Source organism: Paraburkholderia sp. UCT2 (assembly GCF_014397665.1).
Taxonomy (GTDB): domain Bacteria; phylum Pseudomonadota; class Gammaproteobacteria; order Burkholderiales; family Burkholderiaceae; genus Paraburkholderia; species Paraburkholderia tuberum.
The window spans coordinates 307,491-329,141 of the sequence record NZ_VZQO01000001.1 but is presented as its reverse complement, the minus strand read 5'-3'; the positions used below and the strand labels follow the sequence as shown (position 1 = coordinate 329,141).

At 63.6% G+C, this 21,651-nt stretch carries 21 protein-coding genes; 7 read left to right on the top strand and 14 right to left on the bottom strand.

Annotation, left to right across the window (positions count from 1 at the left end; all coding sequences use genetic code 11):
• Nucleotides 1-11 precede the first annotated feature (11 nt).
• From F6X39_RS01485 to flhD, 7 genes are all read right to left on the bottom strand, one after another.
• Entirely contained in the window at nucleotides 12-545 is a 534-nt protein-coding gene (locus F6X39_RS01485) for a chemotaxis protein CheW (RefSeq protein ID WP_090802480.1), read from the bottom strand.
• 79 nt (nucleotides 546-624) lie between these two features.
• The gene (cheA, locus tag F6X39_RS01480; RefSeq protein WP_187615264.1) at nucleotides 625-2,985 is read right to left on the bottom strand and encodes a chemotaxis protein CheA; all 2,361 of its coding nucleotides are present in this window, start codon (nucleotides 2,983-2,985) and stop codon (nucleotides 625-627) included.
• Between the two features lie 96 nt (nucleotides 2,986-3,081).
• Nucleotides 3,082-3,459, bottom strand: coding sequence for a response regulator (locus tag F6X39_RS01475; RefSeq protein WP_184035000.1), 378 nt, complete (start codon nucleotides 3,457-3,459; stop codon nucleotides 3,082-3,084).
• Nucleotides 3,460-3,542: 83 nt separating this feature from the next.
• Nucleotides 3,543-4,553, bottom strand: a complete 1,011-nt coding sequence (gene motB / locus F6X39_RS01470; protein WP_184035003.1) for a flagellar motor protein MotB — start codon at nucleotides 4,551-4,553, stop codon at nucleotides 3,543-3,545.
• 22 nt (nucleotides 4,554-4,575) lie between these two features.
• Entirely contained in the window at nucleotides 4,576-5,436 is an 861-nt protein-coding gene (gene motA / locus F6X39_RS01465) for a flagellar motor stator protein MotA (protein WP_090802475.1), read from the bottom strand.
• 136 nt (nucleotides 5,437-5,572) lie between these two features.
• Nucleotides 5,573-6,223 (bottom strand): flagellar transcriptional regulator FlhC, encoded by a 651-nt coding sequence (gene flhC / locus F6X39_RS01460; RefSeq protein ID WP_187615262.1) that lies wholly within the window; start codon nucleotides 6,221-6,223, stop codon nucleotides 5,573-5,575.
• Nucleotides 6,223-6,543: a flagellar transcriptional regulator FlhD gene (gene flhD, locus F6X39_RS01455; protein WP_090802472.1), complete on the bottom strand. Its 321-nt coding sequence runs from the start codon at nucleotides 6,541-6,543 to the stop codon at nucleotides 6,223-6,225. The genes flhC and flhD overlap by 1 nt, the downstream gene beginning before the upstream one ends.
• A 798-nt stretch (nucleotides 6,544-7,341) precedes the next feature.
• Between flhD and F6X39_RS01450 the strand changes: the two genes are divergently transcribed.
• Entirely contained in the window at nucleotides 7,342-8,406 is a 1,065-nt protein-coding gene (locus F6X39_RS01450) for a glycosyltransferase family 4 protein (RefSeq protein ID WP_187615260.1), read from the top strand.
• 299 nt (nucleotides 8,407-8,705) lie between these two features.
• Here the strand turns inward: F6X39_RS01450 and F6X39_RS01445 are convergent, their stop codons facing one another.
• Nucleotides 8,706-9,008, bottom strand: a complete 303-nt coding sequence (locus F6X39_RS01445; protein WP_013090908.1) for an H-NS family nucleoid-associated regulatory protein — start codon at nucleotides 9,006-9,008, stop codon at nucleotides 8,706-8,708.
• 287 nt (nucleotides 9,009-9,295) lie between these two features.
• Here F6X39_RS01445 and aqpZ point away from each other — a divergent pair, with 287 nt between their 5' ends.
• From aqpZ to F6X39_RS01430, 3 genes are all read left to right on the top strand, one after another.
• Nucleotides 9,296-10,036, top strand: coding sequence for an aquaporin Z (gene aqpZ / locus F6X39_RS01440; RefSeq protein ID WP_187615258.1), 741 nt, complete (start codon nucleotides 9,296-9,298; stop codon nucleotides 10,034-10,036).
• Nucleotides 10,037-10,209: 173 nt separating this feature from the next.
• Complete coding sequence (locus tag F6X39_RS01435) at nucleotides 10,210-10,977, top strand: histidine phosphatase family protein (RefSeq protein WP_187615256.1); 768 nt, start codon at nucleotides 10,210-10,212, stop codon at nucleotides 10,975-10,977.
• Nucleotides 10,978-11,264: 287 nt separating this feature from the next.
• The gene (locus tag F6X39_RS01430; RefSeq protein WP_018418797.1) at nucleotides 11,265-11,558 is read left to right on the top strand and encodes a PXPV repeat protein; all 294 of its coding nucleotides are present in this window, start codon (nucleotides 11,265-11,267) and stop codon (nucleotides 11,556-11,558) included.
• A 101-nt stretch (nucleotides 11,559-11,659) separates the two neighbouring features.
• Here the strand turns inward: F6X39_RS01430 and F6X39_RS01425 are convergent, their stop codons facing one another.
• Together F6X39_RS01425 and F6X39_RS01420 are read right to left on the bottom strand one after the other, a co-directional pair.
• Complete coding sequence (locus F6X39_RS01425) at nucleotides 11,660-12,481, bottom strand: Cof-type HAD-IIB family hydrolase (protein ID WP_187615254.1); 822 nt, start codon at nucleotides 12,479-12,481, stop codon at nucleotides 11,660-11,662.
• Nucleotides 12,482-12,528: 47 nt separating this feature from the next.
• Complete coding sequence (locus tag F6X39_RS01420; RefSeq protein WP_187615252.1) at nucleotides 12,529-13,419, bottom strand: BadF/BadG/BcrA/BcrD ATPase family protein; 891 nt, start codon at nucleotides 13,417-13,419, stop codon at nucleotides 12,529-12,531.
• Between the two features lie 140 nt (nucleotides 13,420-13,559).
• On the opposite strand from F6X39_RS01420, the gene F6X39_RS01415 reads away from it, so the two are divergent.
• Complete coding sequence (locus F6X39_RS01415; protein WP_187615250.1) at nucleotides 13,560-14,156, top strand: DNA-3-methyladenine glycosylase I; 597 nt, start codon at nucleotides 13,560-13,562, stop codon at nucleotides 14,154-14,156.
• Nucleotides 14,157-14,318: 162 nt separating this feature from the next.
• The gene (locus tag F6X39_RS01410; RefSeq protein ID WP_187615343.1) at nucleotides 14,319-14,744 is read left to right on the top strand and encodes a hypothetical protein; all 426 of its coding nucleotides are present in this window, start codon (nucleotides 14,319-14,321) and stop codon (nucleotides 14,742-14,744) included.
• A gap of 100 nt (nucleotides 14,745-14,844) precedes the next feature.
• Here the strand turns inward: F6X39_RS01410 and rpsU are convergent, their stop codons facing one another.
• Together rpsU and F6X39_RS01400 are read right to left on the bottom strand one after the other, a co-directional pair.
• Entirely contained in the window at nucleotides 14,845-15,057 is a 213-nt protein-coding gene (gene rpsU / locus F6X39_RS01405; RefSeq protein ID WP_006050883.1) for a 30S ribosomal protein S21, read from the bottom strand.
• Nucleotides 15,058-15,475: 418 nt separating this feature from the next.
• Nucleotides 15,476-16,417, bottom strand: a complete 942-nt coding sequence (locus F6X39_RS01400; RefSeq protein ID WP_184051755.1) for an aldo/keto reductase — start codon at nucleotides 16,415-16,417, stop codon at nucleotides 15,476-15,478.
• Nucleotides 16,418-16,624: 207 nt separating this feature from the next.
• On the opposite strand from F6X39_RS01400, the gene F6X39_RS01395 reads away from it, so the two are divergent.
• Nucleotides 16,625-16,909, top strand: a complete 285-nt coding sequence (locus tag F6X39_RS01395; RefSeq protein WP_187615248.1) for a hypothetical protein — start codon at nucleotides 16,625-16,627, stop codon at nucleotides 16,907-16,909.
• Nucleotides 16,910-17,687: 778 nt separating this feature from the next.
• On the opposite strand, the gene F6X39_RS01390 is transcribed toward F6X39_RS01395, so the two are convergent.
• Nucleotides 17,688-21,131 (bottom strand): tetratricopeptide repeat protein, encoded by a 3,444-nt coding sequence (locus tag F6X39_RS01390; RefSeq protein WP_187615246.1) that lies wholly within the window; start codon nucleotides 21,129-21,131, stop codon nucleotides 17,688-17,690.
• Nucleotides 21,132-21,342: 211 nt separating this feature from the next.
• The gene (locus tag F6X39_RS01385; RefSeq protein ID WP_187615244.1) at nucleotides 21,343-21,642 is read right to left on the bottom strand and encodes a flagellar protein FliT; all 300 of its coding nucleotides are present in this window, start codon (nucleotides 21,640-21,642) and stop codon (nucleotides 21,343-21,345) included.
• Nucleotides 21,643-21,651: the final 9 nt, after the last annotated feature.

Below are 21,651 nucleotides of genomic sequence, written 5' to 3'. Positions count from 1 at the left end.
ACTGCCTGCGCTCAGACGCCGAGCGTTTCGGTCAGCGACATCTCGGAGCTGGTCATCAGCTTCTCGATGTCCATCAGGATCAGCATGCGGCCGTCGACCGTGCCGAGACCGGTCAGGTATTCGGTCGTCAGCGTCGCGCCGAATTCCGGCGCCGGCATGATCTGATCGACCGCGAGCGTCAGCACGTCCGACACGCCGTCCACGACCATGCCGACCACGCGATGCGCGACGTTCAGGATGATCACGACGGTCTGATGGTCGTACTCGACGCGGCCGAGATGGAACTTGATCCGCATGTCGACGATCGGCACGATGATGCCGCGCAGGTTGATCACACCCTTGATGAACTCGGGCGCGTTGGCGATGCGCGTCACGTTGTCGTAGCCGCGGATTTCCTGCACCTTGAGGATGTCGATGCCGTACTCTTCCGCGCCGAGCGTGAAGACGAGGAATTCCTGACCGCCGGCGTCCGCCTGCGCGTCGCGGCGGCCATTCGTACCGCTCGCGTTTGCGACGCTCGAATTGATGGATTGGACTTCTGCCACGTTAGCCCCCAAACGGTTGGGATGAATTGAGTTGAAGTTGTGTTGCGTATGTCTGTCAGTGCCGCGTTTGCTGCGTGCGTTACGCGAGGCTCATCGCCTGCGCATGCCCATGCGCATGACGCGATTCGCGGTTCAGCGCCGCGACGTCCACGATCAGCGCGACGCTGCCGTCGCCCAGAATGGTCGCCGCGGAAATGCCGTGCACCTTGCGGTAGTTCGTTTCCAGATTCTTCACGACCACCTGCTGCTGGCCGACGAGTTCATCGATCAGCATCGCGAAGCGCCGTCCCTCGGTCTGCATGATCGTGACGATGCCCTGGGTCGGCTCCTGCTTCGCGTCCGACACGTTGAACACCTCGTGCAGCGCGACGAGCGGCAGGTATTCGCCGCGCACGCGCACCACGCGCTCGCCGTTGGCGACCGTGTAAATGTCTTCGGCTCGCGGTTGCAGCGACTCCATCACGAAGTTCAGCGGCAGGATGAAGATCTCGTTGCCGACCTTCACCGACATGCCGTCGAGGATCGCGAGCGTGAGCGGCAGCACGATCCGCGTGGTGCTGCCCTTGCCCGCGTGCGACGTGATCTCGACGTGACCGCCCATCGACTGGATGTTGCGCTTCACCACGTCCATGCCGACGCCGCGGCCGGACACGTCGGTGACCTGCTCCGCGGTCGAGAAGCCCGGCAGGAAGATCAGGTTCCAGACTTCCTCGTCGCTCATCGTGTCGCTGACCTGCATGCCCTGCTTGGCCGCCTTCGCGAGGATCTTGTCGCGGCGCAGGCCCGCGCCGTCGTCGCTGACCTCGATGACGATGTTGCCGCCGTGGTGCGCCGCCGACAGCACCAGCTGACCGGTCGAATCCTTGCCCGCCGCGCGCCGCGCCTCGACGGTTTCGATGCCGTGGTCGAGACTGTTGCGCACGAGGTGCGTCAACGGGTCGATGATCCGTTCGATAAGGCTCTTGTCGAGTTCGGTCGCCTGACCGAAGGTGACGAGTTCGACCTCCTTGCCGAGTTTCGCCGCGAGATCGCGCACCAGACGCGGGAAGCGGCTGAACACGTAATCCATCGGCATCATGCGGATCGACATCACCGCTTCCTGCAGATCGCGCGCGTTGCGCTCGAGTTGCGCCATGCCGTTGAAGAGCCGGTCGTGCAGCGCCGGATCGAACGTGCTGGTGGTCTCCGCGAGCATCGCCTGCGTGATCACCAGCTCGCCGACCAGATTGATCAGCTGATCGACCTTCTCGACGCCGACGCGAATCGAGCTGCCTTCGCCGCCGGCCGCCGCGGCGGCCGGACGGGCCGCCTTGCGGTCCTGATCGGCGGACGCGGCCGAAGCCGGTTTGGCCGCCGCCTGAGCCGCCGCGGGTGCCGCTGGCGGCGGCTCGATGCTGTCCGCCTGAGCGGGCGGGCTTGCGGGCGCAGCGGTGAGGGCCGCCTGGGTCGCCGATGCTGCGGGCTCCGTGTGAAGGACCGGCTGCGCCTGCGCTTGCGCCGCGGGAGCGGCGGGCGCGACCTGCGCGAATTGCGCCGGTGTCGGAGCGGCAGCGTCGGGCGTTCCAGGTTCGCCCTGCTGCGCGTCGTCCACCGGCGCGGTGCCGCGGCCGATCGTGATCTGACTTTCGTCGATCACGAAGCAGCACACGGCGATGATGTCGTCGGAAGATACGTCGCTCGAGAGCCACAGCGTCAGATCGCTGCCGCTCTTGACCTGCCCGACGATGTTGCCCAGGTTGCCCAGCTCTTCGGCGAGCAGTTCCTGGTCTTTCTCTCCCACGCCCCGTAGCGTAATTTTCAGATGTGGGCCGGCGCTGTCGGCCGTGCCCGCGGCTTGTCCGGTCTGTGCCGGTTCGCCGTCGATCCATTCGCCCGCCGCCTGCACCGCCTGTTCGACGACGTGCTCGGGCGGGGTGCCGCCTTGCTGCTGTACCGCGGTTGCTTGTGTTGTTGTTTGGGTTGCCGTCGCCTGCGCTGCTGCGGGCGCGGGGGCGCTCACGGCCGGCGCGGTTTCGGCGCTCGACGCCGCTGCCGGCGCGCCGCCCATGCGGCTTTCCGCGTGCAGCTGCTCCAGCTTGGCGCAGATCGCGCGCGCCACCGCCGCATCGGGCTCGGCGCTCGCGCGATAGTCGGCGAGCTGGCCGGACAGCACGTCCTTGGTTTCGAGGAACGTGTCGATCATGTCCTTGCGCAGCACCAGCTCGTTGTTGCGCGCGCGATCGAGCAGCGACTCGAGAATGTGCGTGGTCTCGGTGAGCGCTGTGAAACCGAACGTCGCCGCGCCGCCCTTGATCGAATGCGCGGCGCGAAAGATCGCCGCGAGGTCTTCGGGGTCCGGGTGGGCCACGTCGAGATTGAGCAGCAATTGCTCCATCTGCGCGAGCAGTTCGTCCGCTTCGTCGAAGAACGTCTGATAGAACTGTGTGATGTCGAGTGTCATGCCTGGTTCACCGCGAGAGTGCCTGTCTGGCGTGAGTCGCCGTAGAGGCGCGTCGAGAGCTATCTGTACTGTGTCTAAAGGTGCTGATGACGCGGATCAAGCCGGGTCCGGTTCGGCCAGCGCCGCCACCAGCTCGGTCAGCAGGTCCGGGTCGAGCGGCTTTTCGATCCAGCCGGTCGCGCCCGCCGCGCGCGCCGCCTCTTTGAAGGGTTCGCCCGATTCCGTCGTGAGGACGAGGATGGGCGTCGCCTGATAGGCCGGATTTCCGCGCAGCGCGGTGATCAGATCGAGACCGGTCTTGCCGGGCATGTGCTGGTCGGTCAACACGAGATCGAACGCCATCGCGAGCGCGTTTTCGAGCCCTTCGTTGCCGTCCGCCGCGAGCGTGACTTCATAGCCGGCGCCCGTCAGCGTCGCGGCGAGGATCTGCCGCATCGATGCCGAATCGTCGATTGCCAGGATGTGCCTGATCATGAAAACCTCGCTGCGCTTAACACTGGGCCGCCGGGCGGTGCGCGCCGGTCGGGCGCGGGCCGCGGCCCGGCGGCCGCGGTCTGTTACTGGGCCGGTGGCGCCGCCGCCGGCAACTTCGGTGCAGCCGTCACCGGCTGCGCAAGTCTTTGCAGCAGCGGCTTCGAGCCGGCTGCGTCGTCCGACAGGGTCGTCGTCGTGGAGTCGTCGTGATCGAGCGCCTCCTCGGACTTCCTGTTCAACACGATGATGCTGATGCGACGGTTTTCCGGATCGAGCGGGTCCGCCTTGTTCAGGTTCTGCGTCGACGCGAGACCGAGCACGCGCATCACCTTCGCTTCGTCCATGCCGCCCGCGACCAGCTCGCGCCGCGACGCGTTGGCGCGGTCGGCCGACAGCTCCCAGTTGCTATAGCCCTTCTCGCCGCCCGCGTACGGCACGGCGTCGGTATGGCCCTGCACGATGATGCGGTTCGGCACGTCGTTCAGCGTGTGGCCGATCTCGCGCAGGATGTCGCGCATGTACGGCTCGACGACGTCGCGTGCGGTCGCGAACATCGGCCGCTTCTGCGAGTCGACGATCTCGATGCGCAGGCCGGTCAGCGTCGAGTCGATGCGGATCTGCTGCTTGAACTGGCGCAGCACCGGGTTCGCCTCGATCGCGGCCATCAGCTTGACCTGCAGGTCGTGCAGGCGCACCTGTTCCTGGCGTTCGAGCGCGCCCTTCAGCTGCTTCACGGAGTCGTCGTCGTTGTGCGACGCGGTGCGCTCGGCGCGGCTGCTGCTGCCGTCGGTCGAGCGGGTCACGCCCTGCGCGTCGGTCGAGATGTCGCGACCGCCGCCCTTCAGGATGCTCGAGTCTTCGGCGCTGCGATCGCCGCCCCACAGCGTGATCTTCAACGGCTGGTTGAAGTAGTCGGCGATACCTTTCAGCTGCACGGTGGAGGCCGAACTCAGCAGCCACATCAGCAGGAAGAACGCCATCATCGCGGTCATGAAGTCCGCGTACGCGAGCTTCCACGCGCCGCCGTGATGACCGGACTTTTTCGGCGCGCTGCGCTTGACGACGATTGCGCGGTCTTTGTCCTTGCTGCTCATCGGTTCGGTTCCCGTCGCCTGCTTATTTCGCCTTGACGCGGCGCACGTGCTCTTCGAGCTCGGCGAACGACGGGCGCTCGGTCGAGAACAGCACCTTGCGGCCGAACTCGACCGCGATCGCCGGCGCGTAGCCGTTCAGGCTCGCGAGGATCGTCACCTTGATGCACTGGAACATCTTGGTCGACTCGGTCACGCGCTGCTCGGCGACGCTGGCGAGCGGCCCGATCAGCCCGTACGAAAGCAGAATGCCGAGGAACGTGCCGACGAGCGCCTGCGCGATCATTTCACCGAGCACCGCGGGCGGCTTGTCGGCCGAGGCCATCGTGTGCACGACGCCCATCACCGCGGCGACGATACCGAACGCCGGCATCGCGTCGCCGACCTTGGTCAGCGCGTGCGCGGGCGCCTCGCCTTCCTGGTGGTGCGTCTCGATCTCCTCGTCCATCAGGCTTTCGATCTCGAATGCATTCATGTTGCCGCCGACCATCAGCCGCAGGTAGTCGGTCAGGAACTCGATGATGTGCTTGTCGGCGAGGATCTTCGGGTACTGCGTGAAGATCGGGCTCTTCGACGGATCGTCGATGTCGGCTTCGAGCGTCAGCGTGCCTTCCTTGCGCGCTTTCGCGAGCAGCACGTACAGGAGCCCCATCAGCTCCATGTAGACGTCCTTGTTGTACTTCGCGCCCTTGAACAGGGTCGGAATGACGCGCAGGGTCGCCCGGATCGTCTTCATCCCGTTACCGAGAATGAATGCGCCGACTCCGGCGCCGACGATCATCAGCACCTCGACGGGTTGCAGCAGCGCGCCGAGATGGCCGCCTTCGAGCGCGTAACCGCCGAAAACGGACAACAGCGTCACGAGTGTTCCCACGAAAATCAGCACTGCCGAGCCCTCACAAAAAAGCGACGGTTACCGTCGTTAGTCAGGTTTACGGCACCGAGGCGGAAAACTTTGGGGAAAAAGACGGCGCTCGAGTCCGGTGTAAACCAGAGGCTTGCGCTGTCTCAACGCGTGCTGCTCAGACTTCGGCGGTGACGAGGGTATCGAGCGTGGGGGCGGGGCAGCGGGCCTCGTGAGCTCGCGCGTCGGTCACTTGCGGCACCTCGGCTGGGACTCCGGCGACGGCGATTTGCCGCTCGGCCCGCGTTTGCGCCGCCTTCTTCGTCTTGCCCGCGCGCGACGGCGGCTGACACAGCCCGCAAACGAACCCGTGCTGCGGATCGTGCGCGTGCGCGACGAAGTGGCCGCCGCAGCGGCGGCAGGCGCTCATCTGCAGCATGCCCGAGTCGAAGAAGCGCACCAGCGTCCAGGCGCGCGTGAGACTGAGCACCGGCTCGTCGTCGTGCAACTGCACGTGCTCGAAATACAGCCGGTAGCTCTTCACGATCGATTCGATCGCGCGGCAGCCGCCGTGACCGGCCATGAAACGGTAGATGTTGTAGAACAGCGACGAATGAAAGTTCGGCTGCCAGGTCATGAACCAGTCGGTCGAAAACGGCAGCATGCCCTTGGGCGGCGACACCCCTTTCAATTCCTTGTACAGCTTGACGAGCCGGTCGCGCGACAGGCTGGTTTCCGCCTCCAGCAATTGCAGACGCGCGCCCAGTTCGATCAGCTCGATCGCGAGGGTGATTTCCCGGACTTCGAGTAAGACGCTCTTACTGGCCATTAGCCGATCTGCTCGACCGGCTGGCTCGCCATCAGGATCGCCGAATGAGCCTGCGCCATCGCGCTGGACTTGTCCTTGTCCGCAAGGGCGGACAGCACCGCGTGATCGTCGAAGCGGAAGCGGCACAGCATCTGGTTGGACGCCGCGAGCTTGACGGTCTGCGCCAACGACAGATTGGCGAGCACGTCGGCCAGCTGGTCCGAAATACCCATGCGGAACATGCCCATCGGCTTGTCTTCGCGCAGCAGACGCTGGGCGAGCAGCAGATAGGAAAGATTGACTTCCCTGATCTCACTGAGCATATGGCTAGTCGTGCTCATGATTTCCCCCGTTCGTATGCCCGGCTGGTCAGGCCGATTTTTGCGGAAACGTTTGCTCGAACGCGCGCGCTGAATCCGCGCGAATCCGCTCGTCTCTGGTCTTGCAAGCATTGTCTCGAAAGGGGGCACAGCCGAAAATCGGAGAGACACCCCAGCTGGGTGACGGATTAATCCGTCATTTGTGTAGGAATTATTCCTACAACCCGGGTTGCGGCGAGGCACGAATTGGGCCGAATTGATGCGCGGGGCGGGACTGACGATGCGCGCTGGGAATTTATACGGCTGCGGCGTGTACCGGATGGTGAGTTTTCAGAACTTCACCGCCGCACCGTAAATCGGTGGAAAAGAATTATAAGACGTTTTCACCCGACTGCAATCTGGCTCGGGTAGAGATCTTTCCCGGCTCATCCGACCCTCGGGTCCGCCGCTTGCTACGGTGCATTTCGCCTGTCGAGCTTGATTGAGTCGGTGGAATTACGCTTCCCGATGATGGGGACCTGTTGACGGCTCGACCTTGCGCGGCAGCTGTAACGGTCCATGTTTCGCGCTGTAACAACATTAAGCGTTTGAAAAATAACTCGAATTACCGCGGTCGATCCCGATAATGAAGGCTAAGGGATTACCCGATAGCTATTTCGGAGCCCCCTCGGGCGGGGCAAACCGCGCCCAACCGTCCGGTTAGGCATACGTACCACGCGCCATTCAGCCGTCGTACGAAGCCCCGGTAAGTATCAAAAATCCGCATGGGATCCGGGTCGGCGCCACAGCGCTAACTCTGATCGACACAGGAGAAAACGCATGCGAATCGCACAAGTCGCGCCGCTCTACGAAGCTGTCCCACCGAAACTCTATGGCGGCACCGAACGTGTCGTGTCGTATCTGACCGAAGCGCTGGTCGAGCTCGGCCATGACGTCACGCTGTTCGCGAGCGGCGACTCAGTCACGTCCGCCAATCTCGAGGCATGCTGGCCGCGCGCGCTGCGCCTCGATCCGACGATTCGCGATGCATTGGCGCCGCACGTGCTGATGATGGAAAAGGTCCGCAAGATCGCGCACGAGTTCGACGTGCTGCACTTCCATCTCGACTACCTGCCGTTCCCGCTGTTCACGACGATGGACACGCCGTTCGTGACCACGCTGCACGGTCGTCTCGACCTGCCGGAATTACAGCCGGTGTTCGACGTGTTCTCGCATGTGCCGGTCGTGTCGATTTCGGATTCGCAGCGTCTGCCGCTGCAGCAGGCCAACTGGCTCAACACGATCTATCACGGTCTGCCGGACCAGTTGCTGACGCCGCAGCCGCACAAGAAGCCCGAATATCTCGCGTTCCTCGGCCGCATCTGCCCGGAAAAACGCGTCGATACAGCTATCAGGATCGCCGCGCAAAGCGGTCTGCCGCTGAAGATCGCCGCCAAGGTGGACAAGGTCGACATGGAGTACTTCAAGCGCGAGATCGAGCCGCTGCTGTCGATGGCGCATGTCGAGTTCGTCGGCGAGATCAACGAGGCGCAGAAACCCGAGTTTCTGTCGGGCGCGAAGGCGCTGCTGTTCCCGATCGACTGGTCCGAGCCGTTCGGCCTCGTGATGATCGAGTCGATGGCCTGCGGCACGCCGGTTATCGCGTTCAACCGCGGCTCCGTGCCTGAGGTGATCGACCACGGCGTGACCGGCTATATCGTCGAGGACGTGCAAGGCGCGGTAGCGGCTCTGCAGCGTCTCGACGAGCTGTCGCGCATCGAAATCCGCGCCCAGTTCGAACGCCGCTTCAGTTCGAAAACGATGGCGCAGAACTATATCGACGGCTATTCCGCCTTGATTGAAACGTCGCGGCGCCCGGTATTGCGCCAGGTCGCGGTCGGCTAGGCGCGCCTGAAAACGGCCGGCGCTTTTACGGCTGGCCGTTTTCGGCCCGCATTGAAGCGGCGCTGTGAACCTTCGCTTATAACGCCGCAATAGCGGCGAGTCCGGCATCGGAATCGTTTGCGCGAGCGAAAAACGAAGTCTTTTGGCTGCCGGACGCGAAAAAGCCGCCCTGTATGGGCGGCTTTTTTAATACAGGGATGGTTGCGCTTCCACGGTGGATTTGCGCGCGGCGAATAAGGCAAACAGCAAAGAAACCTTCAGACCGCCTTCACCCCGTCTCACATCAGGTCGAGCGGGCGTCACGCCGAGCCAATCAGAAATCGCTCGCGATTCTTGCCGACGATCCATTTGGGCGGCTTGCCGCGCCCGCTCCATGTATTGCCCGACTTCGGGTCCTGATATTTCGCCGGCAGCGGCGTCTTCTTGGGCGGGCGGCCGCGCTTGGCGGCGACCGCGAAACCGAGATCCTGCGCGGTCAGACCGTATTCGGCGATCTTTTGGCGGATGTCGGCGACGACATTGTCGATTTCCGTGCGTCGCGCTTCTTCTGCCTGTGCCTGCAATTTGGCAATCTGCGCCTTGAGGTCTGCATATTGAGACATTCGGTTCTCCCCTTTTCTAGAACTCATTCGACCGCAGACTAGCTGCAATTATAAAAATTCGCAATGGCGACTAATACCGGTTTAGCGAATTTTCCTCTGATAATTATTAAAGAGTGTGAATTGTAAAACCTGCGCTTTATCTCGCAATAGTTTATAAATTTTGTGCGGATTGACAATCTTTGACAACCGATTTGGCGCTGTCTGCCTAGAATTGCGCGCTCAAGGTACGTACTCGCCCGTTTCGATGCGTGCTTCTGAAGTACCCATTCTTTTTAGGATCACCAAAAATGCAGTTGTCAAAGCGCCTCGTTGCCGAATTGCTCGGCACCTTCTGGCTCGTGCTCGGAGGCTGCGGCAGCGCGGTCCTCGCTGCCAACTTCGCCGGGCCGGTTCACGGATTGGGCATCGGCTTCGTCGGCGTGTCGCTGGCCTTCGGCCTGACCGTGCTGACGATGGCTTTTGCGATTGGCCACATTTCGGGCTGCCACCTGAATCCGGCGGTGAGCGTCGGACTGGCCGTCGCCGGCCGATTTCCGGTGCGCGATCTTCTGCCCTATGTCGTCGCGCAGGTGGTCGGCGCGGTGCTCGGCGCATTCGTACTGTCGCTGATCGCGTCGGGCAAGCCTGGCTTCGACCTCGTCGCGAGCGGCTTCGCGACGAACGGTTACGGCGAGCAATCGCCGGGGCACTACTCGCTCGCCGCTGCCTTCATTTGCGAAGTGGTCATGACTGGCTTCTTCCTGTTCGTGATTCTCGGCGCGACCGACCGCCGCGCGCCGGCCGGCTTCGCGCCCATCGCGATCGGCCTGTGCCTGACGCTGATCCATCTGGTCTCGATTCCAGTCACCAATACGTCGGTCAATCCGGCACGCTCGACGGGCCCGGCGCTATTCGTCGGCGGCGTGGCGATCGATCAGCTGTGGCTGTTCTGGGTTGCGCCGATCATCGGTGCGGTGATCGCGGGTGTCGTCTATCCGCTGATCGCTGAGGATCGCAGCAGCGATGGGCGCAGGCTGGCGCTCGACTGACGGCCAGTTCGACGCCCCGGTCTCGCGATCGTCGCGTAGTCGGCATGAATGGGCGCCTCGGCGCCCATTATTCATTGCGCTCGCCAATGCGATATGAATGCCGCGCCGGCCGCGTGCCGGTGGGCACCGCTGCTAGAATCGGGCGACTTCCCAGCCTCGCACAGGTGCTTTCGATGAACCGTTTCCGCGGATTCCTGCATGGCGTCGCACTGTCGCTCGGCGGCCTGTGCGCGAGCACGATGGCGTTGCCGGCCGCGTCCGCGGCGACGAACACGGCGACCGTCGTTGCGACCGCGGCCCCCGTTGTTGCCGCGGCGGGCGGCAATATCGAAACCCTCGTATTCGTTCGACACGGCGAGAAACCCGCGCAGGGGTACGGCCAGCTAGACTGCCAGGGGCTCAACCGTGCGCTCGCGTTGCCGGCCGTGATCGCCGCCAAATTCGGCAAACCCGATGCGATCTACGCGCCCGACCCCGGCCAGCAAAAAGACGACGGCGGTCATCCGTACTATTACGTGCGCCCGCTCGCGACGATCGAACCGACCGCGATTCAATTCCAGATGCCGGTCCAAACACCGTACGGTTTTGCGCAGATCGACCAGCTCGGCAACGCGCTCGTCGACCCGGCCAATCGCGGCAAGCTGATCGTCATTGCCTGGGAGCACAAGCTGATCGAGAAGCTGTTGCGGCAGATGTTGAGCACGCATGGCGGTCGCGCGGCCGACGTGCCGAAATGGCAAAGCGACGACTTCGACAGCATTTACATCGTCCGACTCGACTGGCAGAACGGCACGCCGCGCGCGAGCTTCAAACACGATCGCGAAGGGCTCGACGGGCGGGCAACCGATTGCCCTTGCGCGGCCTTGCCGGGAGTGTCGGCATCTTCGGCAGGGGCGGCCTCTTCCGCAACTTCGGCCGCTTCCGCGCCCGCGGCGGATTAATTGAGCAATACAGATGTAAGCCGTGTTTACGTGCGCCGGCGCGGCAAGCGGCGAGCGTGCGCGACGAGCCGCCTGCCGGCTTGAATTGATCCGCCGCAAAGCCCCGTGCGGCGCGGCTGCAAGCGAAGTAAGGTGTTTGCGCGCAACGTCCGCGCGAGCGTTTTTTCTAGCTTCGATGACTTCGACGATGCTTGCAGTCCGTAACATCTGGTCGCAGTCCAGCCCGCCTCGAGTGCGTACATTGGTCCTGTGCGACAAACCTACGTCGCCTCACAGGAGAGACCAACATGAAACGCATCGTCACTCACTTGCTAGTTGCTGCCGGACTCGCGGCGGGCGCATGCGGTGTCGCGCAGGCGCATACGGATCTGAGCGTCGGCCTATCGCTCGGCGCCCCGGTTTATGCCGCGCCCGCGCGCGTCTACGCCGCGCCGGAGCCGGTGTATTACGGCGGCTGGGATCATCGCTACCCGCGTGGTGACTACTACCGCGACTATCACCGCGATGATCGCGGCTGGGGTCACGACAACCGTCGCTGGGGCCATGACAATCGAGGCGAGCACCGCGGCTGGCGCGATTGACGAGCGCAAGCGGAGCGCACGCTGCGCGCTTCGCGAGCAACTTTTGCGGCCCGCATCCACGCGAGTGGATGCGGGCCGCTTTCAATCGCAGTGACTGCGGTTCAAGATGCCAGTTCGTCGTTGAGCGCAAACAGTTTGCGCAGATGATGCGCAACGCCCGCCTCGAAGTTGTTGCCGATGCGCGGCACATGCGGCAGGCGGGTGATCAGATCGGGATTGGCGTTGTTCATCATGAATGGATGGCCGGCCGTCTCGAGCAGATCGATATCGTTCATGTTGTCGCCGAACGCGACGCAGTGCGACGCGTCGACACCGAGACGCTCGAGCACGATCTGCAGGGCGCGCCCCTTCGACACATTCGCGGTCATCACTTCGAGACAATCCGGCAATGAATACGTCACGTACAGTCGTTCGCCGAAGTCGCGTTCCAGATTGGCGGCCACCTGCGCGAGATCGGCGGGATCGCCGATATACAGCGCCTTGGCAATGTCGACGCCATCGTGCTTCGGCAGGTCGGTCACTTCGTACGTGAAGCCGGAATCCTGGTGAAATTCCAGCAGATGGGGCGCGGCGCGGTCGATCAGCCACGCCTCGTCTGCAAACAGACTGACGATCACTCGACCATGCGCGCCGACAATTTCGGGCTGCACGAGACGCTGGACGATCGCCGGCGGCAAATCGTCGGCGTGGATCACCGTGTTGTCAGGCGCGTGAATGCGCGCGCCGTTCGACGTGATCAGATACGGATTGATGCCGAGCAGATCGCGGATGCCCGCGACGTCGCAGTAATGCCGCCCGGTGGCGATCACGAACTGCAGCCCGTCGCTTTCGAGCTTGCGCACCGTGGCGACCGTGAACGGGTCTACCTGGTGATCGGCGTTGAGCAGTGTGCCGTCGAGATCCGTGGCGATGACTTTATACATGGTGAGTCCGGCGGCTGAACCGTCGAGGCAGCGTCAAAGCGGCTATTTTACAGGTCTCCTCGAGCCAGCCGCTGCGCCTCGCGCCGCGCCAGTTGCAAGCCGCCATGCGCCGAATCCGCCCGCGGCTCGCGCAGGCGCGCCTGATACGCCTGCGGCACGTACTCGCGCAACGGCATACCAAGGCCTCCGCATAACGCGACCGGCAGCGCGCCCGTCGCGTCCAGCGCGGCGATCATCTTGCCGACTTCGACGCCGGCCTCGCCGAGCAGCCGCGCCGCGAACGGATGTGCGCGGTGTTCGATCGCGATCGGCGCGAGCCGCGCGTAGGCAGTCTGATTAGCCGCGCACAGCCACACGACGAGACTGTCGCGATCCCGCGCGCCGGTATGCGCGAGCAGCGCGTGTGTGAGATCGTCGACGGCAACGCGGCCGTCCAGCGCCTGTTGCGCGTGCACGATCAGCCGAAGGCCGAGCCACGCGCCGCTCGCTTCGTCGCCCGATGGAAAGCCGTAGCCGCTGGCCATGCGGAATTCGCCGTCGCTCGCGAGCGAAGCCGCGACGCTGCCGGTGCCGAGTGCGACGATCACGCCGGGCGCGCCGTCGTGCGCGCCGAGCAGGGTCGTGTAGGCGTCGGTCTCGACGGCCAGTCCGGCGAGCCGCGGCGCCTGCTGGTGAAACTCGGCGAGCCAGTCGCGATTGTTGACGCCCGCCAGTCCGCAACCGAGCACGCAGCGCGACCAGTCCAGCGCGACTCCGGCTCGCTCGAACGCTTCGCCGCAGGCGGCCTGAATGGACTGCCATGCGCGCGGGATGCCGAGCCCAAGGCCCGATGGGCCGCTTGCCGCTTGCGCCAGTTCGCGGCCCTGCGCGTCGCCGAGCACGACGCGCGTGCCGGTGCCGCCGCCGTCGACGCCGATCAGAAAGAAGTCGTGGTTCATCGAATCGAATCGGTTCCGTGGGTGAATAACGCTTAGCGTGGCAGGTCAGTTTGAATCGCGCAATTAGCCGATTGGCCAGCTTGCGGCGCACCCCGCTTCCGCTATGCTGGCGAACGACATGACCACGCGGGGGCACGACAGTGACACAACGATGCAACTGGGTATCGAGCGAAGCGCTCGCACGGTACCACGACACCGAATGGGGTGTGCCCTCGCGCGACGACCAGCACCTGTTCGAGATGCTCGTGCTCGAAGGCGCGCAGGCCGGTTTGTCATGGTCGACGATCCTCAACAAGCGCATCGGCTACCGCCGTGCATTCGCCGACTTCGACATCGACAAGGTCGCGGCCTTCACGCCGAAGCGCGTGGATGCGCTCGTCGCCGATGAAAGCATCGTGCGACATCGCGGCAAAATCGAGGCGGCCATCCTGAACGCGCGCGCTGTGCAGCAGATTCAGGCCGAACATGGCTCGCTCGCGAACTTCGTGTGGTCATTCGTCGACGACACGCCGATTCAGAACGAATGGGCTTCGTATAAGCATGCACCTGCGTCGACGGAAGTATCGGACGCGCTAAGCAAGGCGCTCAAGCGCTACGGTTGCAAATTTGTCGGTTCGACGATCTGCTACGCATTCATGCAGGCGGTCGGCATGGTCAACGATCATGAGACGACCTGCATGTGTCGTGAGCGATGCGTGTCGCTGGGCAAGAAGGGGCGTGGTCGGACGGCGAGATGAGGCCACGGCGTCCGCGGGAGGCGCAAACGCGTGAATTGGCGCCCTTTCGTGCCCGTAGTCGGCCCTTCGTCGGACGACGCACGGCGGATACTCGTCGCCATGCGCTCACGCGATGCGCACTCAACAACAAATAACTACCGCCTCGGACGCGGGAGACCAACCATGAGAACACTTAGCTTCCTGACCCACCAAGACATTTACGATCAGTCCGTCACGCATCTGTTCGAACAGAAACGCGCTGCATTGCTACCGAGAGGCGGCGGCGCCTACCGCGGCTATTGCGGCGGCTGCCCGGTCGGCAACCTGATCAAGCCGCGCGATTACATGACCGCAATGGAAGGCGTGCCGGTGCGCTTCATCGGCAAGCCACTGGCCGAAGTGCCCGCTTACATGGATGTCGGCTTGGCCGCGCTGAAAAAAGCGCTGCTTCGCGCCCGCATCAACGTATACGATCCGGTGACCATCGCTTTGCTCAGTTGCCTGCAAAACGTGCACGACGTGTTCGGCACATGGGAGTGGCACGATCGGCTGGGCTCGATCGCGCGCGAGTTCGGGCTGTCGGCCGAGCGGCTGAGGAGCGCGGCGTAACGGCTGCACGCAGGGGCAAAATCCGACGCCGCAAAAGCAAAACGGCGATGTGGCTTCTTTCGAAGCTCACACCGCCGTTCGGCGTATCTAAAAAGCGTGTTTAGTGCAGCTTTTTCGGCAGCATCTGGCTGCGCAGACGCTTGTGCAGGCGCTTAACAGCTGCTGCCTTCTTGCGCTTGCGAGCCGTGGTCGGCTTTTCGTACGACTGGCGTTCACGCAGTTCGGCGATCAGGCCATTCTTTTCGATTGCGCGACGAAAGCGGCGAATTGCCACTTCGAACGGCTCGTTTTCCTTCAGAAGAATCGTCGTCATGTAATTCCTAACTCAATCACTAGATACGGGTTTAATTGCATGGCGGTAACCGCTCAGGTCACCACTCACGCGCCGGCCCTCCGGTCGCTTCGATTCATGGCCAGTAACAGGCAAACGCGAGGCTGATAAACAACCCCGGCCAAACCACGAATGAAGCGAGAGGCAAAGCGGCCACGGAGGCCGGAAAAGAGAGGTGGGGAGTTCACCGCGGAACGCGGACAGACGTAGTGCAAAAGCCGCGTCTGTTGCCGTTTCGCCAACCTTTCATCAACGAAGAACACTGACGAAACAGGCAAAGATCTCAATTCACTCCCGATCATATCAGGAAACTCTCCATGCTACCAGGGGTTTACCGATTGCGCCAGGCTTTTCCCTGGCGCGGATCGCCCCCGCGTCGGCGGCCGAGGTGTTCGCCTTATCAGGCGCTCGCTTCGTCCAGCTCACGAATATCGTCGACGGCGAGGGACAGCTGGACGGCCGCGACCAGGCTCTTCAACTGCTGGACCGAGGTTGCGCTCGCAATAGGGGCCGTAACGCTCGGGCGCGCGATCAGCCATGCAAGCGCGATCGCGGCCGGCGTGCTGCCGTGCCGTTGCGCGACGCGGTCGAGCGCGCCGAGAATCCGCAAGCCGCGCCCGTTCAGGTATTTTTCGACCCGGCTCCCGCGCGCCTTGCCGGCCAGATCGGCCTCGCTGCGGTATTTGCCTGACAGGAACCCGCTCGCGAGGCTGTAATAGACGACCACGCCGAGATGATTCGCGAGCGCCACCGGCTCGCTGTCGCTCTCGTATTGCGCGCGGTCGTACAGGTTGTATTCGGGCTGCAGCAACTGATACCCGGGCAGCCCGTGCTCGCGCGATACCGCCAGCGCTTCCTCGACGCGCGCGCCACTATAGTTAGACGCGCCGATCACGCGCACCTTGCCCGCCTCGATCAGCTTCTGATACGCACCGAGCGTTTCGGCGAGCGGCGTCGCGGTGTCGTCGTCGTGGGAGAAATAGACGTCGATGTAATCGGTTTGCAGGCGGCGCAGCGAGTCTTCGACCGCCGCCTGGATATTTGCGGCCGATAGCCCCTTGCGCTGCGGATGCTTCGACACCTTGGTCGCGAGCACGATCCGCTCGCGCTTGCCGCTCTGATGGAACCACTTGCCGAGGATCGTCTCCGACTCGCCGCCCTGGTTGCCGGGCACCCAGGCCGAGTAGACATCGGCGGTGTCGATGAAATTGAGTCCGGCTTCAACGAACGCGTCGAGGATCGAGAAAGAGGTGGCTTCATCGGCCGTCCAGCCGAATACGTTGCCGCCGAACATGAGCGGGGCGACCTGCAACGAGGAAGTGCCGATCCTGCGTAGTTCCATGATGGCTCCAGGTATGAGTGGGCGAACGCAATGCGGGAAATGGGCCGGGCAAACCCGGGACCGTTGAGCATACGCCGCCTTGCACTACGTTGCAGCCCCGGGCACGAAGGCTACTCAGCACGCCTCGCGCTTGAACGCGGTCGATGCGTGGCGCAAAAGATGGCGCAATAGTTTGCGCGCGTCTCAAGTTTATTCAGAACACCGCTGGTGTTCACGAATGCCGCCGGCGGCAGCGTCACGAACAACCGCGACGCGGGCACGCGCTACGTGCAGGTGTCGGTCCCGCGGCAGATCACGATCATCGACAACGGTCAGACGGTGTTCCAGAGCGTGCAGGCAGACGGCTCCGCCTACGTCGCCGCGGCCGGCTCGTCCAATCAGGGCACGGCCACGTTGGGCACGGTCACGCGACCAACTGGCGGCATCAGACGTCAACGACAACCACTCGATCCAGTTCGCGACGGACACTACCACCGGCGCGATGATCTATAGGTCAGGACAACTCGGCCAATACGACGACGCAAACGACCGGCAGGTACACAGACGTCTCGGTAATTGTGGCCGGCTCCGTCTTGAGCGTCCCGATCTCGCGTACGCCCGAAGGACGGCGACGCGTTCAGCGTGACGCCCGGCAATGCGAGCGCCAACAGGCAACACGCCTGCCGGTACGGCGGCGCTCGATAACGCACTCACGACGGGCGAGGCGCGGCTCTCCAACTCGTACTCGACGTGGTCACGATCCTGGCTTCGGTAGGCGGAGGCGTCGCAGAAAACCTTCTCGTCCGCGCAGAACCTGTCGCTCCCCGAATACATCAATCCCTGGTGTGGGCGAGAGGCTGGCACACGCCGCCAGGCACACCAGCCTCCCCGCAAGCGCAGCCGCACAGCGCATATTTTTCAAGCGCGCTCCCAAAGCGCCCGCTCAGCCCCTGGTCGTAGCGCCGCTGCCACGCACCCCAGCTCCTCGACACATGCTCGCGCTGTTCGATGCGCTGCCGCCGGAATTGCGCGTCGGTCTCGTTTGGCGGGGCAAGCCGCAACATCACAACGACGCCAACCGGTCGTTGCCGGCGGTCGCGTTGCTCGCGCCGCTCTGGCGGAAGAGGTGGTCGAGCGGGTGCGGGAGAGGTTCGCTAGTTGGCCCTGATTGAGTGCACGCCCATGGCTACGGGATACCAGGCATTAGCACCGCCGATAGTCTGTCGCCTGAACTATCGCTCTACCCCACGTGCCCGCAACAAAGCTTTAGTTGACCGACCAGGCGCAATGGTCACTTCAGGAACGTCGACCATGCCTGGTGTTTGCGGTAGTACTGATCCTCCGCAGCATCCAGTCCGTTGTCCTTGTACCAGGGCAGATGCCTGCACGTGTACCGTCCACCGAAACGCACCGCAGCCAGATGAGTTTCGCGGCGGAAGTACCGCTTGTTGTAGACCGCAAAGGTCGTATCGATCGGCGCGCGAAAGATCGGGTCACCGTTGGCGCTCGCCGCGATCTGCTGTTGCCAGAAGCGTGCTTCCCAGTCGATCAGCCCATAGTTCTTCACGCCGTCCGACTGCATGATGGAGAGTGCTTTCTCGTCCATCAGCGCGGGTTGCGAGATGTCGAGAGCAAAGCCGGCCTTGCCGATTTTCAAAGCTTCCGTGGCGTCTATCAGGTCGAACAGGAAAGTATCGGGCAACTCGGGATTCAGTTCGAGATCGGGATCGGTAATGCAGAAAATGTCCGGCAGCCGGTGATAGATGACGTCTGAAAGCGTGAACGCGCGCGGCCCGACATTGTGGTCGAGCCGTGCGACGCTCACCGTATCCTGGATGCTGGCGAGGTAGTCGAGCATACCGGGGGCGCTCGATGCGTTGTCCACGACGATGAGATTGCGCAATCCTCTGCCTTGGAGCTGCGACACCATCCGGCGCAGATATGTGACGTTGTTAAAGGTCGGGATCAGAACCGGCACGTTGGCGATCAGGGCGCCGACTGGATGCCGGTATTGCCGGCTATCCGCCCTGAGCGCTGCCAGCTCGCTCGCTGGCTCAGCCTGGTTGACCGGCGCGATGCGCTCAAGATCGCTCACGTATTGTGAGACTCGGCTCAGTTCCTGGCTGATGTTCCTGTCGTTCGGCAGCAGGATATTGGCCTTGCGCAAAGGCTCCAGTGCCTCAAAGGATTTCCCTTGCTGCCGTAGCGACGTCGCCAGCATGTGCCATGCCTTGCCGATTTCTGGCAAGAGCGTGGTGAACTGGCGGGCTACAGCTTCGGCCTCGGCAAACTGCTGCTTGTCGAGCAGGAGCGTGAGCGTATCGACGAATTCACCGGCCAGCGCGGCGCGCTGCTCGGGCGACAGGCCTGCTGGGCTGTCCCGGGCGGTGTGCGCATTGCTGACATGCGCCAGAACCTCGAAATGCTCAGGCTCCAGTCCGTCGCACCACCGCTGCCACATGGTGCGAAACGCGCGCGAGGCGGCGTTGGAGATCGCGCCGGCGTCGATCAGGACCGACTGTCTGCAGTACTCGCGCAGCTCGCCGCGCACTACCGCGAGCGCTTCGGGGTCGGCGGCCAGCGCGGCGCACTTGCGCACGAAGTCGTCCTTGTCCTGCGCAACGAAGGCTGAGTCGAGCCCGAGGTGCGAGAGCCACCCCGTGCTGCCGCGGCTCGCCATCGAAACGCCGGGCAGGGTCATGGTGGGCACGCCCATCCACAACGCTTGCATGGTCGTGGTCGAATTGCCGAAGGGCAACGTGTCGAGACAGACGTCGATCAGATTGTGCTGCTGCAGGTAAGTCGAGACATTCCCGCGCTGCAGAAAACTGATACGGCTCAAGTCGATCCCTTCGCTCGCGAACAGCCCGGTCAGCTTGTCCATCTGCTCCCGTGCCGTAATCGCGCCGATGACCATGCGCGAATCCGGTACCTCGCGCAGCACGCGTGCCCAGAGCGCCACGACTTCAGGCCCGATCTTGACGATGCGGCTGAAGCTGCCGAACGTGATGAAGCCGTTTTTCAGGGCAGGTAACTCGTTGACGTCCGGCGCTTGCGGGTGCGGCTTGAACGGCGCGAGCGCCGGCAGGAACACGAGCTTTTCCGAGAACTGGCGCTCGAATTGTTCGAGCGGCGTGACAAAACGGTCCGACAGGTAATAGTCGACGGCATCCAGGCCCGTCGTGGCCGGATTGCCGATCCAGCTCGCCTGGACCGGCGCCGGCTTGTGCGCGAAGGCCACGAGCCGGTTGCGGCCGGTATGGCCGGACAGGTCGATGAGGATATCGATGCCGTCGTCGCGGATCTTCTGCACGACTGCGTCGTCGCTCATGCCGAAGATTTCGCTCCACGTCTGCGCATGCGCACGAATCTGCTCGGTGAAGCCGTCGGTCACCGCGTAGTTCGAATAGATGTGCAGTGACAGACTCGAATCGAGCGCCAGATGCTCTAGCACCGACAGGAAGAAATACGCAACCGGGTGACCGAGCAGATCGCCGGAAACAAAACCGACCCGTAGGCGCCGCGACGGATCGCGGTCATTGGTGTGCCGGGGCCGACGCGCACGCAGCGGCGCTTCGTGGCGCGCTGCAAACTCGCGGAACTCCGCGAATGCGCTGAGCGCATCGAGGTCCGGCTTGTGCATCAGGTTGAACAGCAGGTTGCTGTGGGTTATCGCCTGCATCGGTGCCAGTTTTAGCGCACGGCGGAAAGCGGTTTCGGCTTCGTCGTACAGACCATGCTTGAGTAGCGAGAGGGCAAACGCGTCGCACTCGAGGGCGTCGTTCGGCGCCAGTTCCACGGCACGGCGGAGATGGACGATCCCCTCGGCGTACCGGCCCATCTCCTCTAAGGCGGTACCCAGGTTGCGATGTAGCGCGGCGCTTTCGGGATATTTTTCCAGCGCCTGCCGGCAATGCGTTTCGGCTTGCTGATACTGGCGGGTGGTAATCAGCCCGTCAGTCAGCATCGTCCGGGCGGCAATGAAGTTGGGCAGCAGGCGGGCGGCGTGCTCGGCTGCCTCGACGGACTCGTTGTAGCGGCCCGTGCGTTGCAGGACACGCCCAAGTTCGTACCAGCATTCGCCATGCGACGGATATTGATGCGTCAGGCGGCGGGACACATTCAGGGCCGCTTCGAATTTCCCGCTGTTGAAGAGATGCTGGAGCTGGCGCATCTCCTTGAGGCTTGCGCGGCGCGTATCGAGCTTCACGCGCTCGTCCGTATCGGATGCCGCGGGGGGGCGCGAGTCGCTCCCGCTCGCATCAGCCTGGGGAGCGGGAGCGGTCGCAGCCTCGGGCTCCGGCGTGGCCGGGAGCGGCGCTTCTTCCCCATTGATGCGCGCGTGCAGCATCTGGACGGCCGCCTCGGGCAAGCCTTGATGCCGCGCGAGGTCGAGCACGACGCGCGCCGCCTCGGTCTGCTGGCTGGCGACGAGGGCGTTGATGTAGTAGACCCAGATCTGCCCATTTTTCGGCATCTGCCCAAGCGCCGCCTCGAAATGCGGCACTGCTTCGGAGGGCCGCCCCGTTTGCATGAGCAGCACGCCGAGGTGGTAGTGCGCGTCGGGGTGATCGCTCGCGACCTCCAGGACGGAGGCATAACGCGCGGCCGCCTCGTCATAGTCCTGCTGGCGATGATGTTCGATCGCGCTCTGCATGGTGAGCGCGATGTCGTGATTCTGCTGCAATTTGGCAGCAGGTGTGGCGGTGCAGCCCGGAGAGAGGAAGGCGGTCATGACGAAGGCGCGCGTACGCGTCAAGAACTCGGAACGTTCGAATTATGGGCGGCGGCCAATTACGCCGATCGTCCGAGCTAGCGCCAAAACGGCCGCCAATTTGCCTTCGATGAACTCTCAGGGCAAAGAAACGGAAAAGAAAAAGCCCGCACAAGGCGGGCCAGAGTACGCCATTGCGCCGCGAAGGACGCAATGAACCGTTGCTCCTGCTTCAGTACCGCGCCATGCTCAAATACCGCCCGGCGTTGCGGCTCGCTTGCATGCTCGCCTGATACTCGGCGCCCAGCACCTGCTGCGCGGCCTGCGCGGCCTCGACGATGCGGCTGTCGATCTCGTGGATCTCCTTGAGCCGCACGATGACCTCCTGCGGCTGGGGCGCGCCGAGCGCCGTCAAGAGGGGCGAGCGCTCGTCCGCGAGCTGCGCGGCCCGCTCCCACTCGCCAACAGCGACCGCCAGTTCGAGGTCTTTCGTTATCTGCCAGATGCGCTCGATCGGGGTGACGTTCTGCATGGCTCGCTC